Raw genomic sequence first — 24637 nt, forward strand, 5'->3', positions numbered from 1 at the left:
GTGAAATTAATTATGAATGTAATTACCTATTCTCTAAAAAGTGAAAATATCAATTCAGATTTGTATTATAAGGAAATATCATTAGTTTCAGTTAAAGTTCTAGAAAAACTTAAAAATTCAGTCCTTTCAATAATTGATGATTTTGAAGGCTTTATAAAAAAAAGGAATATAGAAGAATGTAGAAGTAATGAGGAATATATGTTAGAGTTTCTTACCATTGGGGTTTTACTTATTGTATACATGAATAGGGCTAGAAAATTGAATTTAGTTCCCCAAAAAGTGCTTTTATATTTATCTGTGTTTAGAAATAATATTAAGCCTTTCAAACCTGCATTGAATAAGCTTAAAGGTATATTATCAACAACCTTTCTTAGTGAAAATAGAGAAGAGAGTACAATTTCAGAACAAGTGTATTTTGGTGATTTTGTTAATTTGATCAAGTGGATGGAGGCTTCAGGTGATTTTAAGTTTTCCTTAGATAGGTTAATTAATTGGTATAAGTTTCTTAAAAGTAAACCTGAAAAGTATAGAAATGAATTTGTTAGTAAAGCTAATTTTATTGCTAAATGGTTTAAAACAGAAGGAAGTAGAGATCTTGGTAAATACACATCACAAGTAAATAATTTCTTAAATCAAAGTTATCCAAAGTACAAATTTAGAGAAGATATGATATTTTGTGGTAGAAAAGAAATAGAATATCATCTTAATATGGTTGGTGCTGAAATACTTAATAAAGCCTTTAAAGAGAATTTTATTAAAACAAAATATAAAATGGTTTTAGTGCCTTCTTGTATGAGGTTTCATAATGATATTAAGTGTAAGGCTAAGAAAACTGATAAAGGTTATTTATGTGCAAGCTGTACTGAAAGTTGCAGAGTGAATAAGCTTTCTCAAATGGGCAGTAAGCATGATTTTAAAGTATATATGATATCTCATGAATCAGAAGCTTTTTCAAAGGAAAAAATAAAAAAAGGAGAAATTGGAGTTGTGGGAGTAGCCTGTGTTCTCAACTTGCTTGAAGGTGGATGGAGAGCAAAAAGTTTAAATTTTGTACCACAATGTGTAATACTAGACTACTGTGGTTGTAAAAATCATTGGCATAAAGAAGGAATACAAACGGATATAAATATTAAGCAGTTAAAAAGGGTATTGCAAATTTTATAATCATGTACTATCCTCTTGGATAATACATGATTACTAAAACTCCAATAAGTGCAATAGCTCCTCCAATTAAGTCAAACTTGTCTGGAATAACACTATCTATTTTCCATCCCCATAGAATTGAAAGAACGATAAATATTCCTCCATAAGCGGCATATACTCGTCCAAAACTATTACTTGGTGGTTGTAATGTGGGTACTACTCCGTAAATTATTAGGCTTATAGCTCCAGCTAGACCGTACCATATGCTTTTGCCATCTCTTAACCAAAGCCACACAAAATAACCTCCACCTATTTCAAATACTCCTGCCAGTACAAAATAGAAAATTGATTTAAGTATTTCCATAAATAACTTCTCCTTTGTTTTTAAGCTAATATCAGCTATATCTATTTAACTTGTTTAGTAGTGTAAGTTTCCTTTGTCATCAAGTATGAAGGGTGATTCAGCCCTGTTGGTGAATAAAATTCATCATGGGTATATACAAATCCAAGCTTTTTAAGCAATCCAGCAGATGCTGTGTTTTTAGGATTGTGTCCTGCAAAAAGTGCATTAACTCCAAGGGTATTAAAAGCATACTCTATAATTGCAGAACTTGCTTCTTTAGCAAATCCTTTCCCCCAATACTGTTGTTTTAAATGTATTCCCATTTCCCAAATATTGTTTTTAGGATCATATGGCCTCAGGCCACAGCATCCTATATTTTTATTAGTTTCTACGAGGTAAAGTGGAAAATATTGAACATTAGCATTAGTATAAGTTTCTATTTCCTTTTTGAGCCTTTCACATACTTGCTTTTCTGACATTTTACCATTTGATGTAATAAATTTTGTTACCTCTGGGTTTCCCCAAAGCTCTAAAGCATCAGATATATCTTCTTCGCTCCATAGTGAAAATCCTAATCTTTTTGTACTCAAAAAAAATTTTTTCATAATTATATCCATTCCTTTTCTTATTTTGTTTATATAATTTATTTTACATGATTTTAAAAGTTGTAACAATCTTAGTCTTAGAAATGCTGGCGAATGGAAAGGTATAATATGTTATTAAAATAACTTTATAAAGTGGATTGAAAAAGTTATTTTAAAATGTTATACTAAGTTTGATAATAAAAGAGGGAGTGATTGTGATGAAAGAGTATTTTTCTAATGTATCTAAAATAAATTATGAAGGATCAGATTCAAAAAATCCTTACTCATTTAAATATTATAATCCTGATGAAATAGTTGGCGGAAAAAGAATGAAGGATCATTTAAGATTTTCAATGTCTTATTGGCATACATTAACTGCTAATGGAACTGATCAATTTGGAGTAGGTACAATGATTAGGTCATGGGACAATGTAAACGATAAGATGGAACTTGCTAAAGCAAGAATGGAAGCAGCATTTGAGTTTATGGACAAGCTAGATATAGATTATTTTTGCTTTCATGACAGAGATATAGCACCTGAAGGAAAAGATCTTGTAGAGACAAATAAGAACTTAGATGAAATGGTATCAATTTGTAAAGAATTAATGAAAAAAAATAATAAAAAATTACTATGGGGTACAGCTAACTTATTTAATAATCCTAGATTTGTACATGGCGCTGGAACTACATGTAATGCAAATGTTTATGCATATTCAGCAGCACAGTTAAAGAAAGCAATAGAAGTTACAAATGAATTAGGTGGAGAAAATTATGTATTTTGGGGTGGAAGAGAAGGATATGAAACACTTCTAAATACTGATATAGGATTTGAAATGGATAACTTTGCTAGAATATTACAGATGGCAGTGGATTATGCAAAGAAAATAGGTTTTAAAGGACAATTTCTTATAGAACCAAAGCCAAAGGAACCTACAAAGCATCAATATGATTTTGATGTAGCAACTGTTTTAGGATTCTTAAGAAAATACAAGTTAGAAAATTATTTTAAAGTAAATATTGAAGCAAATCATGCTACTTTAGCAGGACATACTTTCCAACATGAAATATGTTTGGCAAGAAATAATAATGTACTTGGAAGCTTGGATGCAAATCAAGGAGATCCACATCTTGGATGGGATACAGATCAATTCCCTACAAATATATATGATGCCACTTTAGCTATGTACGAAATACTTAAAAATGGTGGTATAGCACCAGGTGGATTGAACTTTGATGCAAAGGTAAGAAGAGCATCCTTTGAACCAGAAGATTTATTCTTATCATATATAGCAGGAATGGATACATTTGCTAAAGGACTTAGAATTGCGTATAAATTATTACAAGATGGTCCTATTGAAAACTTTATTAAAGAAAGATATTCAAGCTTTTCTACTGGAATAGGTAAAGACATAGTGGATGGTAAAGTTGGATTTGAAGAACTAGAAAAATATGCTTTGAGCAATAATGTTATGAACAATAAGTCAGGCAGACAAGAATATTTAGAATCAATAGTAAATCAATATATATTTGAAGATAAATAGAAATTACTAATAATTTTATGAAAGAAGAGATTGATGTGAATTTTTTAGGAATTGATTTAGGAACTTCTTCTGTAAAACTTATCATAATGAATGAAAAAGGTGAAATTTTAGCAAGTGTGTCCAAAGATTATGACATAAGTTATCCTAAAGTTGGATGGGCAGAACAAAATCCTAATGATTGGTGGAATAGTACTAAAGCTGGTATTAAAGAACTTATAAATAATCATAATATTAAACCAGAAACTATTGATGGGATAAGTTTTAGTGGTCAAATGCATGGACTTGTAATTCTTGATAGTAATAATAAAGTTTTAATGCCTGCCATATTGTGGTGTGACCAAAGGACACAAAAACAATGTGATTATTTAAATAAAGAATTTGGACAAGATAAACTTTCAAAATATACTGGCAATGTGGCATTAACTGGTTTTACGTTTCCAAAATTGCTTTGGGTTAAAGAAAATAAACTAGATATATATGCTAAAATAGCACATATTATGCTGCCTAAAGATTATATAAGTTTTAAGCTTACTGGAATATTTGCATCTGATGTATCTGATGCTTCTGGTACGATAATGTTTGATGTTGAAAATAGAAAATGGTCAAAGGAAATATTAGATTTGTTTGAAATCAAAGAAAATGTTTTACCAAAAGTTTATGAATCCTACGAAGTTATAGGCAATGTTTCAAAAAAAGTGTCAAATGAAACTGGGCTTTCAACATCTACAAAAGTGATAGCTGGAGCAGGTGATCAGGCAGCTGGAGCTGTAGGTACTGGAACGGTTAATTCCGGGATATTATCTGTGGCGCTTGGAACATCTGGTGTTGTTTTTGCATCAAGTGAAAAATTCTATGTGGATAATGAAAATAGACTTCATTCATTTTGCCATGCCAATGGAAAGTGGCATCAAATGGGTGTAATACTATCTGCAGCATCAAGCCTTAAATGGTGGGTAGATAATGTAAGTGGAGATATATTTGAAAAATTGCTTTCAGAAGCAGAAAGTTCTACTGTAGGAAGTAATAAATTATTCTTTTTACCTTATTTAATAGGGGAGAGAACACCTTACAACGATCCTTGTGCAAAAGGAAGCTTTATTGGATTAAATATAACACATAAAAGAGGAGATATGACAAGAGCTATTTTAGAAGGAGTATCTTTTGCTCTTAGAGATTCACTTGAGATATTGAGAACTTTAAATGTTGATATGAAAGAAGTAAGAATCAGTGGTGGAGGTTCCAAAAGTAAACTTTGGAGACAGATAATTGCAGATGTTTTCAATTTGAATGTAAGTATTATAAATTCAAAGGAAGGTCCAGCTTATGGAGCGGCAATACTTGCAGCAGTTGGATGTAAACTTTTTAATTCAGTGGATGAAGCCTGTGAAGCTTTAATAAAGACAACAGATATAACAGAGCCTATAAGAGAAAATGTTGAAAAATATGATAAGCTATATAAGATTTATTCATCTTTATATACTTGCTTAAAAGATAAGTTTAGAGAAATAGATAACTTATCTGATATTGGTTAGCAGGGCAAACCCATGAGTTAATGAAATGTGAATTAGCGAATTTAATCAAAAATTTGTTGTATAATCATTTTAATTAGATTACACAACAAATTTTTTGATTTCTAAATAAGATTTTCAAAAATACTTTAGTTGTAATGCGCTGCAAAATTTAGATATGCTTAAACGAATAGCTTTAAATATTTTCTTTAAATAATATATGCATTAATGTTATACTAAGTTATTATAGTAATAATTTTAAATTTGATTGGTGGTACTAATATGAGTAGATTGAAATCAGTGGATCAAGAAACAATAAGAGTATTAAATCAAAAAAAAATACTGAATTTGATATATAGAAATAATACACTTACAAAACAGGAAATATCCCAAAAGCTTAATATAAGTATTCCAACAGTTATAAGCAATAGCAAGGAGCTTATAGAACAGGGTTTTTTAGAAGAAGCTGGTGTTGCAGAATCAACTGGCGGTAGGAAACCTACAATTCTCAAGTTTCTTCCATACAGTAGATATTCCTTTGGAGTGTGTGTTACTAAAGATAAAGTTAGAATTATATTGGCAAATTTAAACTTTGAGATAGTGCATGAGATGGATTTTAATATGCCAGAAAAATTAAAAGATTTTAATGATATAATTTGTAAAGTATCAGAGAATGTTGAGTATATTATAAATAAATTTAATATTCCATATGATAGAATACTTGGAATAGGGTTTTCACTGCCTGGTACAGTGGATGAAAAAAATTTACTCTTGAAAAATGTACCTAATTTGAAATTGAAAAATATATCTTTTAAAGAATTCCAGACTTGTTTTAAATTTCCTATTTTTATAGAAAATGAGGCAAATGCTTCAGCTTATGCAGAAACTTTTATTAATTTTAATGATATAAAAAGTAGTCTGGTATTTATATCTATTACAGAAGGTATTGGAACAGGTATAGTTATAGAAAACAATGTTTATAAAGGTTTTAATAAACGGGCAGGCGAGTTTGGACATATGACCATTGTAAAAGATGGCAAAAAGTGCAACTGTGGAAAAAAGGGATGTTGGGAGCTTTATGCATCTAAAAAGGCCTTGTTAAGTGAGTATAGAAATGCTTTTGATGATATGAATGGAACCTTGGATGATTTTCTAAAGAGAAGTAAAAATGATTTAAAAATAAAATCAATATTAGATATATATATTGATTTTTTAGCCGAAGGTATTAAAAATATAATTTTGGCTTTAGATCCTAAGAATATACTCATAGGTGGAGAAATATTTTCATATAAGGACTTTTTAGAAGAAGAATTAATTAAAAAAGTGTTTAAGGACAATAGTTTTTATGATGAAACTCAATGTAACATTATGTTTTCAAGTCTAGGAGAAAATGCAGCTGTGTTTGGTGCAGCATTATTGCCTATGGAAAGTGTATTTTTTTTAAATGACAATGTAATATAGAGAATAGTATGGTTAAACACATAAGTCAGGGATATATTAAACTGACTTGTAGTACTATGCTCTCATAAAATAAGAAATTTAAAGGAGGTTTTTATGATAAAGAATATAATATTTGATGTTGATGGTACACTATGGGATACAACGGAGGTTGTAGCCAAAGCTTGGAATAGAGCAATTTTAGAAGTTGGAGAAATAAATGCAGTTATGACTTCCCCAATACTTAAGAAAGAGTTTGGAAAGACCATGGATGTAATTGCAGATGATTTATTTCCTGATTTAAATAGTGAAAATAAAAAAATGTTATTAGAAAAATGTTGTGAATATGAACATGAGGATTTGAGAGAAAATACAGATGATTTGCTTTTTGCAAATGTAAAAGAAACTCTTATAAAATTATCGCAAAAGTGTAATTTGTTTATTGTGAGCAATTGCCAGTGTGGATACATAGAATTATTTATGAAAAAAGCAGGAATTGAAAAGTATATCAAAGACTTTGAATGCTTTGGAAATACAGGTAAGTGTAAAGGTGAAAGTATTAAAATACTTATGAAAAGAAATAATTTAGATGATGCAGTATATGTTGGAGATACACAAGGAGATTATGAGGCCACAGTACTTGCTGGAATACCTTTTATATTTGCCAAGTATGGTTTTGGTAATGTTGAAGACTGCTATTTGGAAATCAGTGATATAAAAGAATTGTTAAATTTATAGAAAATTTTAAAATATCATATACATACTTTAATTATAATCAATTTTTATAAGTTGACATTATTAAAAGCTATTTATATAATTATCTTGAATATAGGTAAATTTAATTTTGAGAAAGGGCAAGGTATTGGCAGAAATGAAAATGTAATTCACTTTTTATTTGTTTAATAAAATGAAAATTAAAATCAAAACAAAGACCTGGTGAAGGTTTTATTGTTATGCGTTTTATTTAACTTTGAGAGTGGATAGTGTTTTTGTAACTGTTGATAGTTTGTTTAAATATAGGTGTACAATATTATAACTGAATTTTATCATTTATTTTAATTAAATTTCAGATTTTAAAGTTGTATATGTATAATATGTGATTAATTTTGATTACTATAATGAGTCTTTTTATGATAATTAAAGCTTTATTTTACTATATTTAAGACTTATGTAAGTGTATTAAAGTTATTATATAGGCTAACACTATCCTCTCCAGGTTACAAGGAGGGGATTTTTTATGCTATTAATAGAAGGTAGTAATATTAAAAAATATTTTGGTGATAGATTAATATTGGATATAGATAATTTAAAAGTTTATTCAGAAGATAGAATAGGTATTGTAGGAGCAAATGGAGTTGGTAAGACTACATTAGTCAATATGCTTAGTAAAAGATTTGAACCTGATGAAGGCTTAATTAAATTATATGGGAAATATTCGTATATATCTCAGCTGGGGGAACCTGACAGTAAGATTATTAGTGATGAAATGGCTTCAAAATTTGGGGTTGCAGCTATGTGGAATGAAAAAATGAGTGGGGGAGAGAAGACAAGATTTAAGCTTGCTTATAGTTTAGAATGTAATAGTTCGTTGATATTTGCAGATGAACCTACCAGTAATATGGACATAGAGGGTATTGAGTGTATGGAAGAAAAGTTTAAAGAATACAAAGGTGCTCTTATTATTATATCTCATGATAGAAGTTTTTTGGATAAGCTTTGCAACAAAATATGGGAAATAGAACATGGAAAAATAAAAATTTATAATGGCAATTATAGTGATTATGCTTTGCAAAAAACTCAAGAAAGAGAAAGAGCTGAATTTGAATATGAGGAGTACGTAAAGGAAAAAGAGCGGCTTCAGGGTGTAATTATAGATACAAAGCAAAAGTCAAAGAATGTTAGAAAGGCACCTAAACGTATGGGAAATTCTGAAGCCAGACTTCATAAGATGGGAGATCAAAGATCAAGATCAAATCTTGATGGAGCAGTAAAAAATATTAATAAAAGAATAGAACATCTTAAGATTAAAGAAAAGCCTAATAAGCAGCAGGATATTAAGCTCAATATACCAGATTCAAACAAGCTTTATAGTAAAATAGTTATAGATGGTAGAAATATTGATAGAGTATTTGGAAAAAAAGTTATATTTAATAATGCTGAATTCAATATATATAATGAATCAAAAACAGCTTTGATTGGTGCTAACGGATGTGGCAAAAGCACCTTAATTAAAATGATAATGAATGAAGATTCTTCTGTAAAAGTTGCTGAAGGAGCAAAGATAGGCTACTTTAGTCAGGATATAAGCATTTTAAAAGAAAAACTCACAGTAATAGAAAATGTAATGGAAAATAGCATATATAACGAAACTTTTGCTAGATTATTATTAGCAAGGTTATTGATTAAGGGAGAGGATATCTATAAGAAAGTAGGTGTATTAAGTGGTGGAGAACGAGTTAAAGTATCCTTTGCAAAAATATTAGTACAAGATATAAATTTGCTTATACTAGATGAGCCTACTAATTATATGGATATAAACTCTCTTGAAGTTGTAGAAAAAGTGCTTAAAGAATACAGTAGAACTTTATTATTTGTTTCTCATGACAGAAGATTTATAAACTCAGTTGCAGATAATATAATGACCATAGAGAATTGTAAAATAAAGAGCTTTAATGGAAATTATGAAGAATATATGGCTAGAAGGAATACTAAATTGAATAATAATAAACAGGAAATTGAAAAAGAAATTTTGGTATTGCAAAATAGACTTTCAGAAGTTATAGGAAAACTATCTATGCCATCAAAACGGGATGATATATCAATACTAGATCAGGAATATTATAGTATATTGGCTAAATTGAAGAATCTAAAAGCTAGTATTTAAAAGATATAAAGAAGCCTTTTCCAACCCTCCCTCTAGGTTCCAGTCCATTTAGTAAGTATTCTATCGATACTTTACTAAAGACCAAATTATCTAGAGGGGGGCGGTTTATGTTTAAACGATATTTTGCAAGTTTAACAATATTCATTTTATTTATCGCTGTGTTTTCAATTGTTTTTGTACAAAAAGCTTATGCTTATCAGAACAGTGGATATTCCAATAATTTAAAGGTGGGGCTTTTAAGTATGTCCGCTAATACTATTACAGTCACATTAAATGGAGATTATACTTTAAATGGACAAGTATATCCATCTGGATCTGTTTTGAATATTGGAACAGATGGAACCAATATAACATTAAATGGAATAGTGCAAAATGATATTACTTTAAGTCCAAATAATAACTCTAATTTGGTAACGCTTGCTTCTGGTTCAATATCCAATAAATACTTAGGTTCATTTCTGATAAAATTTTATAATGGAAAAGTATTACCTATTAACATGATTGATACTGAAAGTTATTTAAAGGGTGTAGTAGGATATGAACTGGATAATAGTTGTCCAATTGAGGCCTTAAAGGCGCAAGCAGTAGCAGCAAGAAATTATGCTATATCCCGAATTGGTTATGCATCAGCTAATGGTTATGCATCAGCTAATGGTTATGATTTTGATGATACTCCAGCTTATCAGACCTATAGAGGTTATGATGCAAGTCTTACCAATGTTATTGCTGCTGTTGACCAAACTAAAGGACAAGTTCTTTTATATAACGACAAATTGGTTGAGGCTTTATATTCGGCTTGGCATGGTGGAATTTCAGAAGATAGTGAAAATGTATGGGGAAATTATGTGCCATATCTGCGATTTGTACAAGATTCCTTTGAAAATTTATCTTGGCCAAATGGCAATATAGTATTAACTAACGCACAAATACAAACAATTTTAGTAAGTAAGAAATACATAGCTTCTACAGATATCTTTGTAAATTTAGATGTAAATTCAATAACTAAATTTACAAGTGGTAGAGTATCAAATATTAATATTATTTATAAAGATGCAGCAGGAGCTGTGCGAACAAAATCTGTAACAAATGATTTTACAAGAACTTTTCTTGGATTGCCAAGTAATCTTTATAATGTAACTTATGATTCAGTAAATGGAGCTTACACTTTTTCAGGAAAAGGAAATGGACATGGCCTTGGAATGAGTCAGGTTGGAGCTAAAAATAGGGCAGCTGCAGGACAAACTTATGATGATATTTTAAAATTTTATTATCAAAATGTGTATTTGCAGAATCTTATTACAAGTGCCATATTAAATAATTTTACTCAAAGTACAAATGGCTTGCTTACTGGAAATACTATTTCTTTTAATACAACTGCAGCATCTGGCAGTGGAAATTATTTATATAAGTATGTTGTAATGAATGGAAGTAGTGTTGTATACACAAGGGATTATAATAATATTTCATCACTAGATTATGTACCAAGTGCTGATGGAAATTATACTGTGCAAGTTTATATGAAGGATCAAAATTCCACAGCTAATTATGATGATACAAAGACAGCTTCTTTTATGGTTTATGGAAATCCCGTTATAAGTACTTTAACTACTAATAAAACACAATATTTAACAGGACAAACTGTTAACATAAATACAACAGCTGCATCGGGTTCAGGAAATTACCTTTATAAATATGTAATTTCTTTAAATGGAACAACTTTATCTACTGTAGATTATAGTAATAATGTAAATTTACTTTATAAAGTTAATAGTGCAGGAAACTATAACATAATAGTATATGTAAAAGATTCACTTTCTACAAAAGATTATGAGGATATGAAAACCGTGAATGTTCAAGTATATGATCAGCCTTCTATGACTTATATCAGCACACAAAATTCTATTTTTATTGGAAATACTTTGAAGTATACTATAAGCGAAGTAAATGGTTCTGGAAACGCAAAATATAGGTTTGTGGCTATGAATGGAAGTAGCATAGTATCTGATAGTGGATATTTAGATTCAAACACTTTTAATTTCAAACCTGCAGCTGCAGGAAGTTATCAAATAGTTGGATATCTTAAGGATTCAGTATCTGAAAAAACTTTTGATGCTCAAGGTACTTTGAAGTTAAATGTATATAATCCTCAAATCAAAAATGTCAATGTAAGTGGATATTTTTATGTAGGAACTATGTTAAGCTTTTATGCTAATAGTACAGGGGTAAGTCCCTCTGGAATGAGCTATAGATATGAAGTATATAATAATGGAAATGTGGTGTCGTCTAGTACTTTTAGTACCTCCAGCACGTTTTCTTTTAAACCAGCTATAAGTGGAGCTTATACAGTTAAAGTTTATGGCAAGGATGGATTAAGTATAAAAGCTTATGATTCTATAAAACAATTTAATATTACAATAAATAGTAAACCTTTGTATATTGCTGCATTGCCTTTAAATTTAGGAATGACTGGCAGTGATGTAATATCTTTGCAAAATGCTTTAATAAAATTGGGATATAATATTTCTAGTGCTACAGGATATTTTGGAAGTCAAACTAAAAGTGCAGTAATAGCTTTTCAAACAAGTGCTGGAATACCAGCAACTGGAACAGTGGGAACTTGGACTTATAGTTCACTAAATGATGCTCTTGTAACAAAATCAGGAATAAAAAATTTAAGCTTTTAATGAAAACAGGAACTTTGATGTTTATTCAAAGTTCCTGTTTCCTTTTCTTATATGAAATTATAATTTAATAGTATTATCAGCAGAATTCATTTTTTCAACTATAGTGTACATATTTGTAATTTCACCTACAAGTAGCTTTTCTTTCAATCCATAAAAATCAAGGCAAGTTCCACAGTTGAATATATTTACGCCTTTTTCTTTAAGTGTTTTAATGCTTTCGATGCAGTCAGAACCTTCAGTAGTAAGTTTAACACCACCATTTAAAAATAGTATGTCAGAAGGAAGCTTATCACTTTCGCTTAAAGCATAGAAATAACTTTTCATTAAAGTTGTACCTAATTTGTCATCACCAACACCAAGCTTATCAGAAGAAACTACTATAACAAGATTTTTGTCATTAAAGTTCATAGGTTTGCAGCTGCAAGAATCTTTAGTAATATCTATATAGTAAAGACCTTCTTTTTCTTCAACTTTATATTTAAAACCATTGCTTTCAGCAAATTTTGAAACATTATTCTTTGAAACTTCATTATCTACTATAACAGTAGTTTGACCTTCATCTATTGAATCAAAAAACTTTTTTGTATTGATGACAGGTTGAGGACATTTTAATCCTTTACAATCAATTATATTAGTCATGTGTATAATTACCACCTTTCAAAAAATAAATAATTGTATATTTAAGTATAAAATAATACAATAATAATAGTATGATTTTAAATAAATTATAACATAACTAGATAATACATATTATAGTTTTTACAAATAGATAAAGTAACAACTATTTATAAAAATTATGAATAAGGCAATAAAAAGTTAACAATCAGAAAATTCTGAAATCAACACTGTGGTGAGAAATTTGTGGTATTATAGTATACGGTATTTTATACTTGGACATAACTAAAGGATAATATAAAAAGGAAGGATTTTTATAATGAAAGAATTTATTTCTATGATGGGAGAATTCGTTTATAATTTTGTTATTTGTGGCATAAATGTTTTTCAAGTATCAGTAATTATACTAACAATGTACTATTTGATCATCTCATTATTTGGCTTTTATAAAAAAGAGGATAAAGAAGCAGAAAATTGTAAACCAGAAAAAAAATTTGCTTTGTTAGTAGCAGCACATAATGAAGAAATGGTAATTGGAAAAATAGTAGATAGTTTAAAAGAATTGGATTACCCTAAAGATTTATATGATATTTTTGTAATTGCAGATAATTGTACTGATAAAACAGCAGAAATAGCTAGAAAACATGGTGGTAATGTATACGAGAGAAATGTTTCAGATAAAAGAGGAAAAGGATATGCATTAGAATGGATGTTTGCTAGAGTATTTAAAATGGATACTAAATATGATGCTATAGCTATTTTTGATGCAGATAATTTAGTTTCAAAGAATTTTTTAAATGAAATGAACTATAAATTACTTAAGGGATATAAAGTTGTTCAAGGTTATATAGATAGTAAAAATCCAGATGATTCGTGGATAACACAGTCTTATTCCATATCATTTTGGACAGCTAATAGGTTATTTCAATTAGGAAGGTCAAATTTAGGATTGTCAAGTCAGATAGGTGGAACTGGATTTTGCATGGATACGGAAACACTTAAGAAATTAGGATGGGGTTCTACTTGTCTTACAGAAGATTTAGAGTTTACTTGTAAATTAGTACTTAATGGACATAAAGTTGGTTGGGCTCACAATGCTATAGTTTATGATGAAAAGCCTTTAACGTTAAAACAATCCTGGAATCAGAGAAAAAGATGGATGCAGGGATTTGCTGATGTATTTTCAAGGTTTTTCGTTAGACTTATGAAAAGAGCTGTAAAAGAAAGAAGTTTTATTACTTTAGATTGTGCTTTATATACTATGCAGCCATACTTTACATTGTTTATGGCAGCTTCTGCTGTAATAAGTTTAATCAAAAGTTTTAGTGGTATAGATGTAATAACATTGGATGGGATTTTTAGAGACATTTTTTATAGTAGTCAAAGTAGTTATAGTCAATATGCTTGGATGATATTTAGTATAGGTCAATTCTTATTTACACCAATAGTTATGTTATTGGAAACAAAGTTATCTAAAAAAATGTTTGGAGTATTTGCTTTATATTCTTTAAATGCAGTAGTATTTTCAGAGATTTTCAGGTATTTAAGAGATAACGGTAAATATAAGGAATTTTTAATAACACATCATTTAGCTATTGAAAATGTAAACAAGGGCTACATAATTCCGTCCATTGAGTATACAGTTCTAATTACCATTATTTATATAATGATGTTTGTTATCATTATAGGAATGATTGATAGAAGATATTCGTTAAAGATATTTATATGGTACATGTTGTTTAGTATATATACTTTAACCTGGATTCCTATAACTGTTCAAGGAATTTTAAATAAGGATAAGAAGGAATGGAGTCATACTAAACATATAAGACAAATAAGTATTCAAGAAGTAGAATAGTAAAAAAATAGTGCTGAATGTCAAGGAAATTAATCCTGACATTTAGCACTTTCTATTTTTTCTGCTAGTTCATTTAAGTAAGTCCATCTATCCAACAAATAATCAAGTTTTTCTTGTAATTCTTTCTTTTCCTCAAAAAGCTTTTGAAGAAGTTCATAATCGCTGCCAGCAGAGTTTATCTTTGAATCAACAACTTGTATTTTGTTTTCTACATCTGCAATAACATCATCTATTTCATCAAATTCTTTTTGCTCTTTATAGGAAAATTTTAAAGGTTTATTTTTATTTTCTTTGTAGTTTGATTTAATATCTTTTTTACTTGGTTCCTTTATTTCTTCTTCCTGTTTTTCAATTTCACATTTATCCATGTATTCAGTATAATTTCCTGTATAATAATCTATGGAAGAATTGCCTTTAAAAATTAGGAGCTTTTTAAAAGCCTTATCTAAAAAGTACCTATCATGAGATACAGCTATAACTGTTCCTGAAAAGTCTTCTAAATAATCCTCTAAAACAGTAAGAGTTTCTATGTCTAAATCATTAGTAGGCTCGTCAAGCATTAAAACATTAGGGGCACTCATAAGTACCCTAAGCAGCTGAAGTCTTCTTTTTTCACCACCAGAAAGCTTTGAAATAGGTGTCCACTGCATTTCTGGAGTAAATAGAAATCTTTCCAGCATAATAGCAGCACTTAAGGTTTCACCATCTGATGCTTTTAAAAATTCTCCAACTTCTTTTATATATTCTATAACTCTCAAATTCTCATTCATTTCTTTATTTTCTTGGGAAAAGTATCCTATCTTTACTGTTTCACCAATGTGAACTTCTCCAGAATCAGGTTTGATTATACCTGCACATATATTCAAAAATGTAGACTTACCAATACCATTTGGTCCAATTATACCCACTCTGTCATTATTGGAAAATATATAGCTAAAATCATCTATTATCTTTCTATTTTCAAAGGATTTGTTTATATTTTCTAGTTCTATAACCTTTTTACCTAGCCTAGTACTTGCAGAGGATATTTGTACCTTATCATTAGCTTTATCAAATTCAGTATTTTTAATTTCTTCAAATCTTTGAATCCTTGCTTTTTGTTTGGTGCTTCTAGCTTTTGCACCCCTTCTTATCCAAGCTAATTCTCTGCGGAAAAGGTTCTTGCGTTTATCATCTAAAGCCTTGTTTAGTTCTTCTCTTTCTGATTTTTTTTCTAAGAAAATACTGTAATTTCCAGCATAGCTATAGAGATTTCCATTGCTTATTTCTAAAATTCTATTGGTAACTCTATCTAAAAAGTATCTATCATGAGTAATCATAAGTAGAGCACCTTTTCTATTGTTTAAGTAATTTTCAAGCCAAGCTACAGTATCATTGTCAATATGATTAGTAGGTTCATCTAGAATTAATAAATTTGAAGGTGTTATAAGAGTACCAGCTAAAGCTATTCTCTTTTTTTGACCTCCAGAAAGAGTCGCTACCTTTGCATCAAAATCAAAAATATTGAGTTTGGTAAGTATAGTTTTAGCATCACTTTCTATTTGCCATGCATTTAAACTATCCATTTTAGCAGTTAAATCCAAAAGCTTTTTTTGTCTATCTTCATCATTAGGATTTTTCTCCAAAGATTTAAGCGTATTTTCATATTCTCTTAAAACCTTCATTACTGGAGAGTCTCCTCTAAATACTTGTTCTAGCACTGTGGCATTTTCATCAAAGGATGTGTTTTGAGAAAGATAATTTACTGTTAAGTTATTTGAAGTTATTATGTTTCCACTATCATAATTTTCTGCTCCAGCAGTAATTTTTAATAATGTGGATTTACCTGTACCATTTATACCTATAACGCCTATCTTTTCTCCTTCATTTATGCCTAAAGATATATTATTTAGTATGATTTTTTCACCATAGCTTTTGCATATATTTTCTAAAGATATTAAGTTCATTTAATTCACATATCCTTTCTAGCTATTTTCATAACACTATTTAGTATATTAGCAAAAAACTTTTTTTTCAACAATACTAAAAATATTATTTAAAAATAGAATTTTATGAAGGATATTATTTTTTTTTATGGAATAAAATAATATATATATCTATGGATTAAAATGCAAAAAATTATAGATAAGGGAGGGTTGTCCATGGGGTATAGTATGAAGGAAATCAAAGGAAATTGTGAAGAGATGATATTAAAGAAAGTTAGCATAAATGGTAACATTTGTGGGGAATATGCTGAAATATCTATAAATCAGGTATATGAAAATAAAAGTAAAGGTGACATAGAAGGTGTATATGTTTTTCCGATACCTAAAACTGCTATAATATCAGGGTTTGAAGCAGAGATAGGAGGAAAGACTTTAAAAACTATAGTAGAGGAAAAAGAAAAGGCAATTAAAATTTATGAAAATGCTAAGGATAGAGGAGATAACACTGTATTTTTAGAAGAATTAAAGCCTCATATTTTTAAAATAGCTGTAGGAAAAATCGTAAGTGGTGAAACAGTTAAAATAAAATTATCTTATATAGATGAGCTTCAGTATAAAGATAAGAAGTTCAAGCTTACAATTCCAGCAATATATGAACCAACAAAAATGGATGAGAATTCAAAGCTTAATAATTTGAAGAATACTTTAGTAAATAAAATTGTAAAGAAAAAATCAGAAGATAGTGAATTCCAATTTAAAACTAATATTATAGTAGAGTCTTTGTGCAAATTAGATTTTGAATCTCCTTATCATAAGTTAAAAGTGGAAAGAGAAGGGGATACTGTAGCTAAAATTAATTTACAAGATGATTATGAAGCTATGGATAAGGATTTCATACTTATTATGAAGGAAAAAGATCCTTTAGAAGCTGATGGTATGATTTATGAATACAAAGAAAATGGAGAGGATAGAAGAGTAGTCTATCTTAGAATGATCCCTAAGCTGGATGACTATGAAATGGAAGATAAGGAAAGTTACGTTTTCCTTATAGATATTTCAGATACTATGAAAGGCGATAAGTTAGAACAGGCTAAAAATGCACTTCAAATGTGTATCAGAAATCTTGAAGAAGGGGATACCTTTGACATTATTGCAATGGGAGAAACTTTAAAGTATTTTTGGGATGAGGGAATGGCTGAGTTTAATTCTGAAACTTTAAAAAAGGCATCTCAGTGGATAGAAAATTTGACTACAGAGGATGATGCAGATATATTTGGAGCCATAAAATATAGCCTTGAAAATGAAGGTGGTCATAATACAATATTGATTTTCACTGATGATGAAGTTGAAGAAGAAGATGAAATACTAGATTATGTAAGGGAAAATTTAGGAGACAATAGAATATTTACTTTTGGCTTTGATTCAGAAACCAATAACTATTTTCTGAACAAATTAGCTCATGAGAGCTTTGGAAAAGCTGAGTTTATAAATAAGGGTCGAAGAATAGAATATGTAGTATTGAGACAATTTAAGAGAATTCAAAATCCAGAAGTGGATGATATACAAATAGATTGGGGAAATATGAAGGTTCAATCAACTTATCCAAGAACTATAGATTATATGTATGATAGAGAAGCTTTTTCTATTTTTGCCTATGTTATAGGTGAAGTAAGTGATGAAATAGTTATAAGTGGAAAGGTTGGTGATAAGGATTATATAAGAAAAGTAGATTTAGATAATTTTAATACAGAGGATAACGCTAACTTACTAAAAAAAATGTGGGCAAGAAAGAGAATTAAATCCATTGAGATGAATATGAAGTCACAGCGTGGAGACGTAAAGGAAGCTATGAGACAAAAAGTAATAGAACTATCTAAAAAGAATGGATTGATAAGTCCTGAAACCACATTCATTTTTATGGAACTTAGAGAAGAACCAGTACTTGGTATAGAACTTAAGAACATAATTCCAATTAGTGTTAAGGAAATGACTCTATCAGATGAATTTGAAGAGGAAAATTTTGATGTGGAAGATAAGACAGGATTTTTGTATAAAACATATGAAGGAACAATAGTGGAAGAAAAAATCCAAAAATTAAAAGGCGATAATTTATATCTAAATAGTAAATATCCTAGAAAGAAGCTTTTGAGAATAATTGCTAAGAATCAATTTGCAGAGGGAGCTTTTGTTGATTATGAAGACAGCAGCACAGAGGATAAGGTAGAAACTACTGCTATGGTATTATTAGCATTTATCTTAGGTGATGAGGATATAGACATATATTTCAATCAACTAAATAAATCTGTAGAATTTATATGTAATAAGTGTGTTGATGAAGATTTTGAAATGGAAGATCGAGTTGGAAAGATGATAATTTTAGCCTTAGAGCAAGCAATACAAAATGGAATCCTGAAGGAAAAAAATGCTCAGAAAGCTGAAAAAACCTTAGAGTATTTATATGATTTATTGAATAAAAGAGAAAGCGCTAAGGAAATGTTAAATAATCTTATAGAGTGTTCCTTAAAGAAAAATGTGGCGTCACTTTTTACAATAAGTGAAGATGGAAGCTGTATAAATGAAAAAATAGTAATTAGCGAAGAAAGAAATTCTATTTTTAATATGGCTAAATTAGCAATTCTTATGGTTTTAAAGGGTATGGATTAATGAACACCAATTATTAAAAAAACATAGGACTAGAGTGTTATAAAATGATCCTCTAGAATAGATAATTTATAAAAATCTATTCTAGAGGATTTTTATATTTTTGTATAAAAAAGCATATTGTAAGGAACATTGAAATTAAATAATATTAGGTTTAAGAAAAATATTATATAAAGATTATTGCATTGCAGTTATAATTGTTATATATTATATATAACAATTATAATTTAATTAGTGTGGAGGAAAAAGAAATGATAGAATTAAAAGCTTTAAATAAGAGCTATAACGGAAATATAAAGGCGGTAGATAATTTAAATTTAACTATACCTGATGGACAGATATTTGGATTTTTAGGTCCTAATGGAGCAGGTAAAACCACTACTATAAAGATGATTACAGGTATTATAAATGCCAACAGTGGAAATGTATTTATAAATAATATAAATATAAAAGAAAATTCCATAGAAGCTAAAAAGCAATTTGGATTTGTTCCAGATAATCCAGATATATTTTTAAGGCTTAAAGGTATAGAATATTTAAATTTTATGGCTGACATTTATGAAGTGGATAGCAAGGAAAGAATAGATAGAATAAAAAGTTTATCTGAAAGATTTGAAATGGATAAGGCACTAAAAGATCAAATACAAAGCTATTCTCATGGTATGAGACAAAAAATAGTTATAATGGGAGCTTTAATTCATGATCCTTCTGTATGGATATTGGATGAGCCTATGACAGGTCTTGATCCAAAGTCATCTTTTACCCTAAAAGAAATGATGAGGGAGCATGCAGGTAAAGGTAATACAGTATTTTTTTCAACTCATGTATTGGAAGTAGCAGAAAAAATATGTGATAGGTTTGCAATTATAAATAAAGGTAAAATTATGTTTAGTGGTACTTTTAAAGAGCTTAAGGAAGGATTTAAGGAAAATGAATCCTTGGAAAATATATTTTTGGAGATGACACAAAATGAGTAAATATATAATTTTAACAAAAGCTCTCTTGAAAAATGGGAATGGATTGTTAAATGACGATAAAAAGAAAAAAATAAAAGCTATTGCAATAGCAGCTGCCATTATTGCGGCTTGCATACCAACTATAATAGCATTTATTTATTTTATTGAAAGTGCTTATGATATGCTTTATAAGATAAATCAACAAGGGCTAATTTTTACTGTAGGTATAAATTTTACTTTCATTTTTATATTCTTTTTTGCCATATTTTATTCTTTAAATGTAATGTACTTTTCAAAGGATATAGAAAATTTATTGCCACTGCCATTAAAACCATGGCATATAATAGCTTCAAAATTCACTATAACGCTGCTATATGAGTATCTTACTGAAGCAGCCATATTATTACCTTTGTTTATAATATACGGCTTAAAAGGGCATATGGGAGCTATATATTATGTGTATTCTGTAATACTATTTTTAACTATACCTATAATACCATTAAGTATGGCTAGCATTTTGAATATATTAATTATGAGATTTACTAATATGGGAAACCACAAAGATTTATTAAAAATTATAGGTGGAATTTTAGCTATGGTTTTGGCTATAGTTTTTAATATGAAGATGCAAAAGCTAGGAACGTCGGGAATGAATCAGCAGCAAATATTGAATATGTTAAGTGAAGGAAATAACTCTTTGGTTGGTATTTCAAGCAAGGTATTTCCAGGGGTTTCTGAAGCTGTTAAAGCCATAGTATTTAGTGGAAGCTTTGTAGGTTTAAAAAATATAATATTATTTTTAATAATAACCTTATGTACTTTATTTATATTTTTAATAGCTGGAGAAAAGTTATATTTTAAAGGAGTAATAGGAATTTCAGAAGCACCTTCTGCAAGAAGAAAATTAAATAATAAAGATTTACAAAAAGTATCACGAAAAAGTTCACCTATTAAATCATTAGTGGGTAAGGAATTAAAAATACTGTTTAGAACACCTATATATTTTATGAATTGTATTATTATGAATTTTTTATGGCCAGTATTTTTGTTAATACCATTTTTTACTGAACCAGAAGTTTTTAAAAACTTTAAAAGATTAGTGCCTGTAATTAATGATACAAAGTGGATTGGGATAATTATTATAATATCGCTAGCAGCAGGCATATTTATAACTTCAAGTAACCTTATAACCTCTACAGCTATATCTAGAGAAGGAAGCAACTTATTTGTAAGCAAATACATTGCTGTAGGCTATGATGTTCAATTAATAGCTAAAGTTTTGTCAGGAGCAATTATGGGAATGGTAGGCATATTAGCTATGCTGTTAGTGATATTATTTTTAATGAAATTGCCATTGTATATGATTCTTATAGTTTTTGTATCATCAATACCTGGAATTTTATTTTCAGCTATGCTCGGAATAATTATTGATGTTGCCTTTCCAAAATTAAATTGGGACAATGAAGTAAAGGCTGTAAAACAAAATTTTAATGGATTTATAGCCATTATGGTTGGAATTGGTGTAAGTGTACTTATGGCAATTGCTGCTATAAACCTTAATTTTGATAAGTTTGTAATGAGTATCATTGCAATTCTATTGTTTTTAATTATAGACTGTATTTTATATAAAATCATAGTAACTAAGGGCGTAAGTTTATTTAGAAACATTGAAGTCTAATTAAAATTTATTTTTCAAGTTTTATTAGCAACTTTTCAGGTGGATTTTTAAATTCCGCCTGATTTTTAATTTACAAATATTTTCTTTTTTATGAATAATAAGGATTTAAAAATGGGTATATATGGTGTATAATTAAAATTAGTTGGAAATTTTAAGAGGGGGGGACAAGCAGGTGAAAAAGGAAAGATTATTATCGGTTTTTATGTGTGTATTTATAGTAATATCAATAATTTTTTCTGTAATTTTTTACAGCTTTTTCAATCATTTATTTCATAATGGGGGTAATCCAGAGCAAATTATATTATATAGCAGCATAATATTTACTATTTTTAATTTAATTATCATTATTATATTAGGAATAACATTTTTTGATTTTTTTATGAAAAGTTTTGCAGAAACAGATAATTTGTTATACAGTATATCTCAAGGGGATTTAACTAAAAAAGTAGATTTAAATAGAAAAGGTGTAGTACATAGTTTATATATTAATCTTAATAATTTAATAGTTAAATTTAGAGGTTTGGTAGCTCAAATAATGACTATGATTGATAAAACTATAAATTATACAAATGATTTAAATGAGGATGCAGAAAATGTAAAGCGTTATAATAAGGAAACCACCAGTGTAATAAATCATATATCTAAAAGAATGGAAGAACAAATGGTGTTTATAAAAAATGCCAAGGATTATTCTGTGGATGTTATAAGTTCAGCAGAAAATATAGCTGATAGATCTGAAACTATTAGTAAAATGACGCATGCAAATCAGAAAACTATAAATGATAGTTATAAAAATTTTGAAGATTTAATACTTAAAATGAATGAATCTGCAAAAGCAAGTATGGAAACAATTGATAGAATAAAAAAACTAGGGGAAAAGACTTCTACAATTCAAAGTATTGTAGATCAAGTAAGTGAAATAAGTGAGGAGACTAATTTATTAGCTTTAAATGCGTCTATAGAGGCGGCTAGAGCAGGGGAATCAGGTAAGGGTTTTGCTGTTGTAGCAGAAGAAGTTAAAGTTTTGGCAGAAAGTTCTTCGCAGCAAGCAAAAGAAATTCAATCCATTGTAGATGGTATAAAAAATGAAATAATCGGTATATCCTCTAGAGTTGAATATGAAACTAAGTCTATTAATGAATACATAGAAGTTTCAAAAATTGCAAAAGAATATTTAAATAAAATGCATGAAGATACTAAAGGTACTTTTACTGCATTTGCTGAAATTGGAGCAGAAATAGAAGAACAAGTAAATAAGGTTAATAAAATAGGTTCTATAGTTGAAAATGCTTGTGAAACCTTTGAAAGCATATCTGCTTCAACTCAGGAAGTGGCAGCATCTTCTCAAGAGCAATATTCCATTACTGAAAATACTGTGAATAGACTTGGTAAACTTTTAGATATGAATAAGCAGCTAGAAAATTATATATCTGGTTTTATAAAAAATTATAAAATAGATGAAAAAACTAAGAAATATATAAATAGCGGCATGGAGTCCTTAAAGAAATTAGCTAAAATACCTGAATTACAGACTATGGAATATAGGAAATGTACTAACATTTTAAAAGAAAAAATAAAAAATAATAGCTATTTTGAATTGATTGCACTGATGCAAAAGGATGGCTTAAGAAAAGCTATTACATTAGACTATAAAGAAGATCAAGTGTATGTTAACTTTGCTCATAGACCTTATTTTAAAGAAGCTATATTAGGTAAAGAGTTTATGTCTGAACCATATATATCTGTAGATACAAATAATTATTGCATTGCAATGTCAGTTCCTATAAGAAATGAAAAAGGTGAAATATTAGGAATACTTATGGCAGACTTGGTGCTTTAAATTATGAAAATTATGTATATTTTAATTTTTGTAATAAACTGTTATAATTTTATTTATAATGAGCTGTAATGGAGGAATTAAGTATGAACAAGGAAAAATTAGCACAGTTAAAGCTTGAAGGATTTATTAATCAAAGAGATACTAGATACTTTACATTAAGGATTATAGCTGTATCAGGAATTATGTCATCATCTGAAATGAATAATGTTTTAAGTATTGCAAATATATATGGAAGAGGATATATTAGCTTTACCACTCGATTAGGAATTGAAATTCCTTGGATAAGGGAAGAAGATATAGAAAGTGTAAAAGAGGATTTAAGAGCATTTAATTTAAGAGCTGGCGGCACTGGAAAAAAAGTAAGACCTATTGTTTCCTGTAAGGGTACAGTATGTACTCATGGATTAATAGATACACAAAAATTGTGTGCTGAATTGCATAAAAAGTATTTTGCACATGATTTACCAGCTAAATTTAAAATAGGTATAGTAGGATGTCCAAATAATTGTGCTAAAACACAATTAAATGACCTTGGATTTATGGGACAAAGACTCCCTAAATTTGAAGAGAGTAAATGTAAAGCTTGTGGAGCTTGTGTAAAGGTATGTAAAGCTGGTGCTTTAGATAAAGTAGAGGGTAAAACAAAATTTAATGAAGAAAAATGCTTAGGCTGTGGTAAATGTATCAATGCTTGTCATTTTGATGCTATGGAAACTAAAAAAGAAGGAGTAGCAGTATTTTTAGGTGGTAAGTTTGGTAGAAAATATAAAATTGGAGACAAGCTTCAAGCTGTATTTTCATTAGATGAAATAGAAGAAGTAACACAAAAGGTTATGGATTGTTATGCTGAAAATGGCAATGGCGGCGAGAGATTTGGAGATATGATAGACAGAATAGGAATAGAAAATTTAAAAGCTCAATTGCTAAATAAACTTTAGTTATAAAATGGAGGAGGAGACGTTTGAAATACATGTATTTAT

Annotated in this window: 17 protein-coding genes; 13 read left to right on the forward strand and 4 right to left on the reverse strand. The window is 28.9% G+C overall.

What is annotated here, in order from left to right; all coding sequences use genetic code 11:
• The first annotated feature begins 12 nt into the window (after positions 1-12).
• The gene (locus Ccar_RS01985) at positions 13-1164 is read left to right on the forward strand and encodes a DUF116 domain-containing protein (RefSeq protein WP_007061697.1); all 1152 of its coding nucleotides are present in this window, start codon (positions 13-15) and stop codon (positions 1162-1164) included.
• A gap of 7 nt (positions 1165-1171) precedes the next feature.
• Here the strand turns inward: Ccar_RS01985 and Ccar_RS01990 are convergent, their stop codons facing one another.
• Both Ccar_RS01990 and Ccar_RS01995 read right to left on the reverse strand, forming a co-directional pair.
• Positions 1172-1507, reverse strand: coding sequence for a YnfA family protein (locus tag Ccar_RS01990; protein ID WP_007061696.1), 336 nt, complete (start codon positions 1505-1507; stop codon positions 1172-1174).
• A 41-nt stretch (positions 1508-1548) separates the two neighbouring features.
• Positions 1549-2091 (reverse strand): GNAT family N-acetyltransferase, encoded by a 543-nt coding sequence (locus Ccar_RS01995; RefSeq protein ID WP_007064445.1) that lies wholly within the window; start codon positions 2089-2091, stop codon positions 1549-1551.
• A gap of 197 nt (positions 2092-2288) precedes the next feature.
• Here Ccar_RS01995 and xylA point away from each other — a divergent pair, with 197 nt between their 5' ends.
• From xylA to Ccar_RS02025, 6 genes are all read left to right on the forward strand, one after another.
• Positions 2289-3611: a xylose isomerase gene (gene xylA, locus Ccar_RS02000; RefSeq protein ID WP_007061694.1), complete on the forward strand. Its 1323-nt coding sequence runs from the start codon at positions 2289-2291 to the stop codon at positions 3609-3611.
• 35 nt (positions 3612-3646) lie between these two features.
• Positions 3647-5143: a xylulokinase gene (gene xylB, locus Ccar_RS02005; protein ID WP_034825701.1), complete on the forward strand. Its 1497-nt coding sequence runs from the start codon at positions 3647-3649 to the stop codon at positions 5141-5143.
• A gap of 258 nt (positions 5144-5401) precedes the next feature.
• A complete protein-coding gene (locus Ccar_RS02010) occupies positions 5402-6580 on the forward strand; it encodes an ROK family transcriptional regulator (RefSeq protein WP_007061692.1) in 1179 nt (392 codons plus the stop codon).
• 93 nt (positions 6581-6673) lie between these two features.
• Complete coding sequence (locus Ccar_RS02015; protein WP_007061691.1) at positions 6674-7294, forward strand: HAD family hydrolase; 621 nt, start codon at positions 6674-6676, stop codon at positions 7292-7294.
• A 499-nt stretch (positions 7295-7793) separates the two neighbouring features.
• Positions 7794-9440: a ribosomal protection-like ABC-F family protein gene (gene abc-f / locus Ccar_RS02020; protein WP_007061690.1), complete on the forward strand. Its 1647-nt coding sequence runs from the start codon at positions 7794-7796 to the stop codon at positions 9438-9440.
• Between the two features lie 107 nt (positions 9441-9547).
• Complete coding sequence (locus Ccar_RS02025; protein WP_007061689.1) at positions 9548-12124, forward strand: SpoIID/LytB domain-containing protein; 2577 nt, start codon at positions 9548-9550, stop codon at positions 12122-12124.
• A gap of 57 nt (positions 12125-12181) precedes the next feature.
• Here the strand turns inward: Ccar_RS02025 and yedF are convergent, their stop codons facing one another.
• Positions 12182-12763: a sulfurtransferase-like selenium metabolism protein YedF gene (gene yedF, locus Ccar_RS02030; protein ID WP_007061688.1), complete on the reverse strand. Its 582-nt coding sequence runs from the start codon at positions 12761-12763 to the stop codon at positions 12182-12184.
• A 388-nt stretch (positions 12764-13151) separates the two neighbouring features.
• Between yedF and Ccar_RS02035 the strand changes: the two genes are divergently transcribed.
• Positions 13152-14597: a glycosyltransferase family 2 protein gene (locus tag Ccar_RS02035; RefSeq protein ID WP_416100909.1), complete on the forward strand. Its 1446-nt coding sequence runs from the start codon at positions 13152-13154 to the stop codon at positions 14595-14597.
• A 29-nt stretch (positions 14598-14626) separates the two neighbouring features.
• Here the strand turns inward: Ccar_RS02035 and Ccar_RS02040 are convergent, their stop codons facing one another.
• A complete protein-coding gene (locus Ccar_RS02040) occupies positions 14627-16543 on the reverse strand; it encodes an ABC-F family ATP-binding cassette domain-containing protein (protein WP_007064444.1) in 1917 nt (638 codons plus the stop codon).
• Positions 16544-16738: 195 nt separating this feature from the next.
• Between Ccar_RS02040 and Ccar_RS02045 the strand changes: the two genes are divergently transcribed.
• From Ccar_RS02045 to Ccar_RS02065, 5 genes are all read left to right on the forward strand, one after another.
• Positions 16739-19186 carry a VIT and vWA domain-containing protein gene (locus Ccar_RS02045; RefSeq protein ID WP_007064443.1) on the forward strand — a complete coding sequence of 816 codons (2448 nt, stop codon included), beginning with the start codon at positions 16739-16741 and terminating at the stop codon, positions 19184-19186.
• Positions 19187-19434: 248 nt separating this feature from the next.
• Positions 19435-20160 (forward strand): ABC transporter ATP-binding protein, encoded by a 726-nt coding sequence (locus Ccar_RS02050; RefSeq protein WP_007061682.1) that lies wholly within the window; start codon positions 19435-19437, stop codon positions 20158-20160.
• On the forward strand, positions 20153-21817 hold the full coding sequence (locus Ccar_RS02055; RefSeq protein WP_007064442.1) for a putative ABC transporter permease subunit: 1665 nt from the start codon (positions 20153-20155) through the stop codon (positions 21815-21817). The genes Ccar_RS02050 and Ccar_RS02055 overlap by 8 nt, the downstream gene beginning before the upstream one ends.
• A 172-nt stretch (positions 21818-21989) precedes the next feature.
• Positions 21990-23657: a methyl-accepting chemotaxis protein gene (locus Ccar_RS02060; protein WP_007061679.1), complete on the forward strand. Its 1668-nt coding sequence runs from the start codon at positions 21990-21992 to the stop codon at positions 23655-23657.
• A gap of 83 nt (positions 23658-23740) precedes the next feature.
• Positions 23741-24595, forward strand: coding sequence for a 4Fe-4S binding protein (locus tag Ccar_RS02065; protein ID WP_007061678.1), 855 nt, complete (start codon positions 23741-23743; stop codon positions 24593-24595).
• Positions 24596-24637: the final 42 nt, after the last annotated feature.

The organism is Clostridium carboxidivorans P7 (genome assembly GCF_001038625.1).
Lineage (GTDB): Bacteria > Bacillota > Clostridia > Clostridiales > Clostridiaceae > Clostridium_AM > Clostridium_AM carboxidivorans.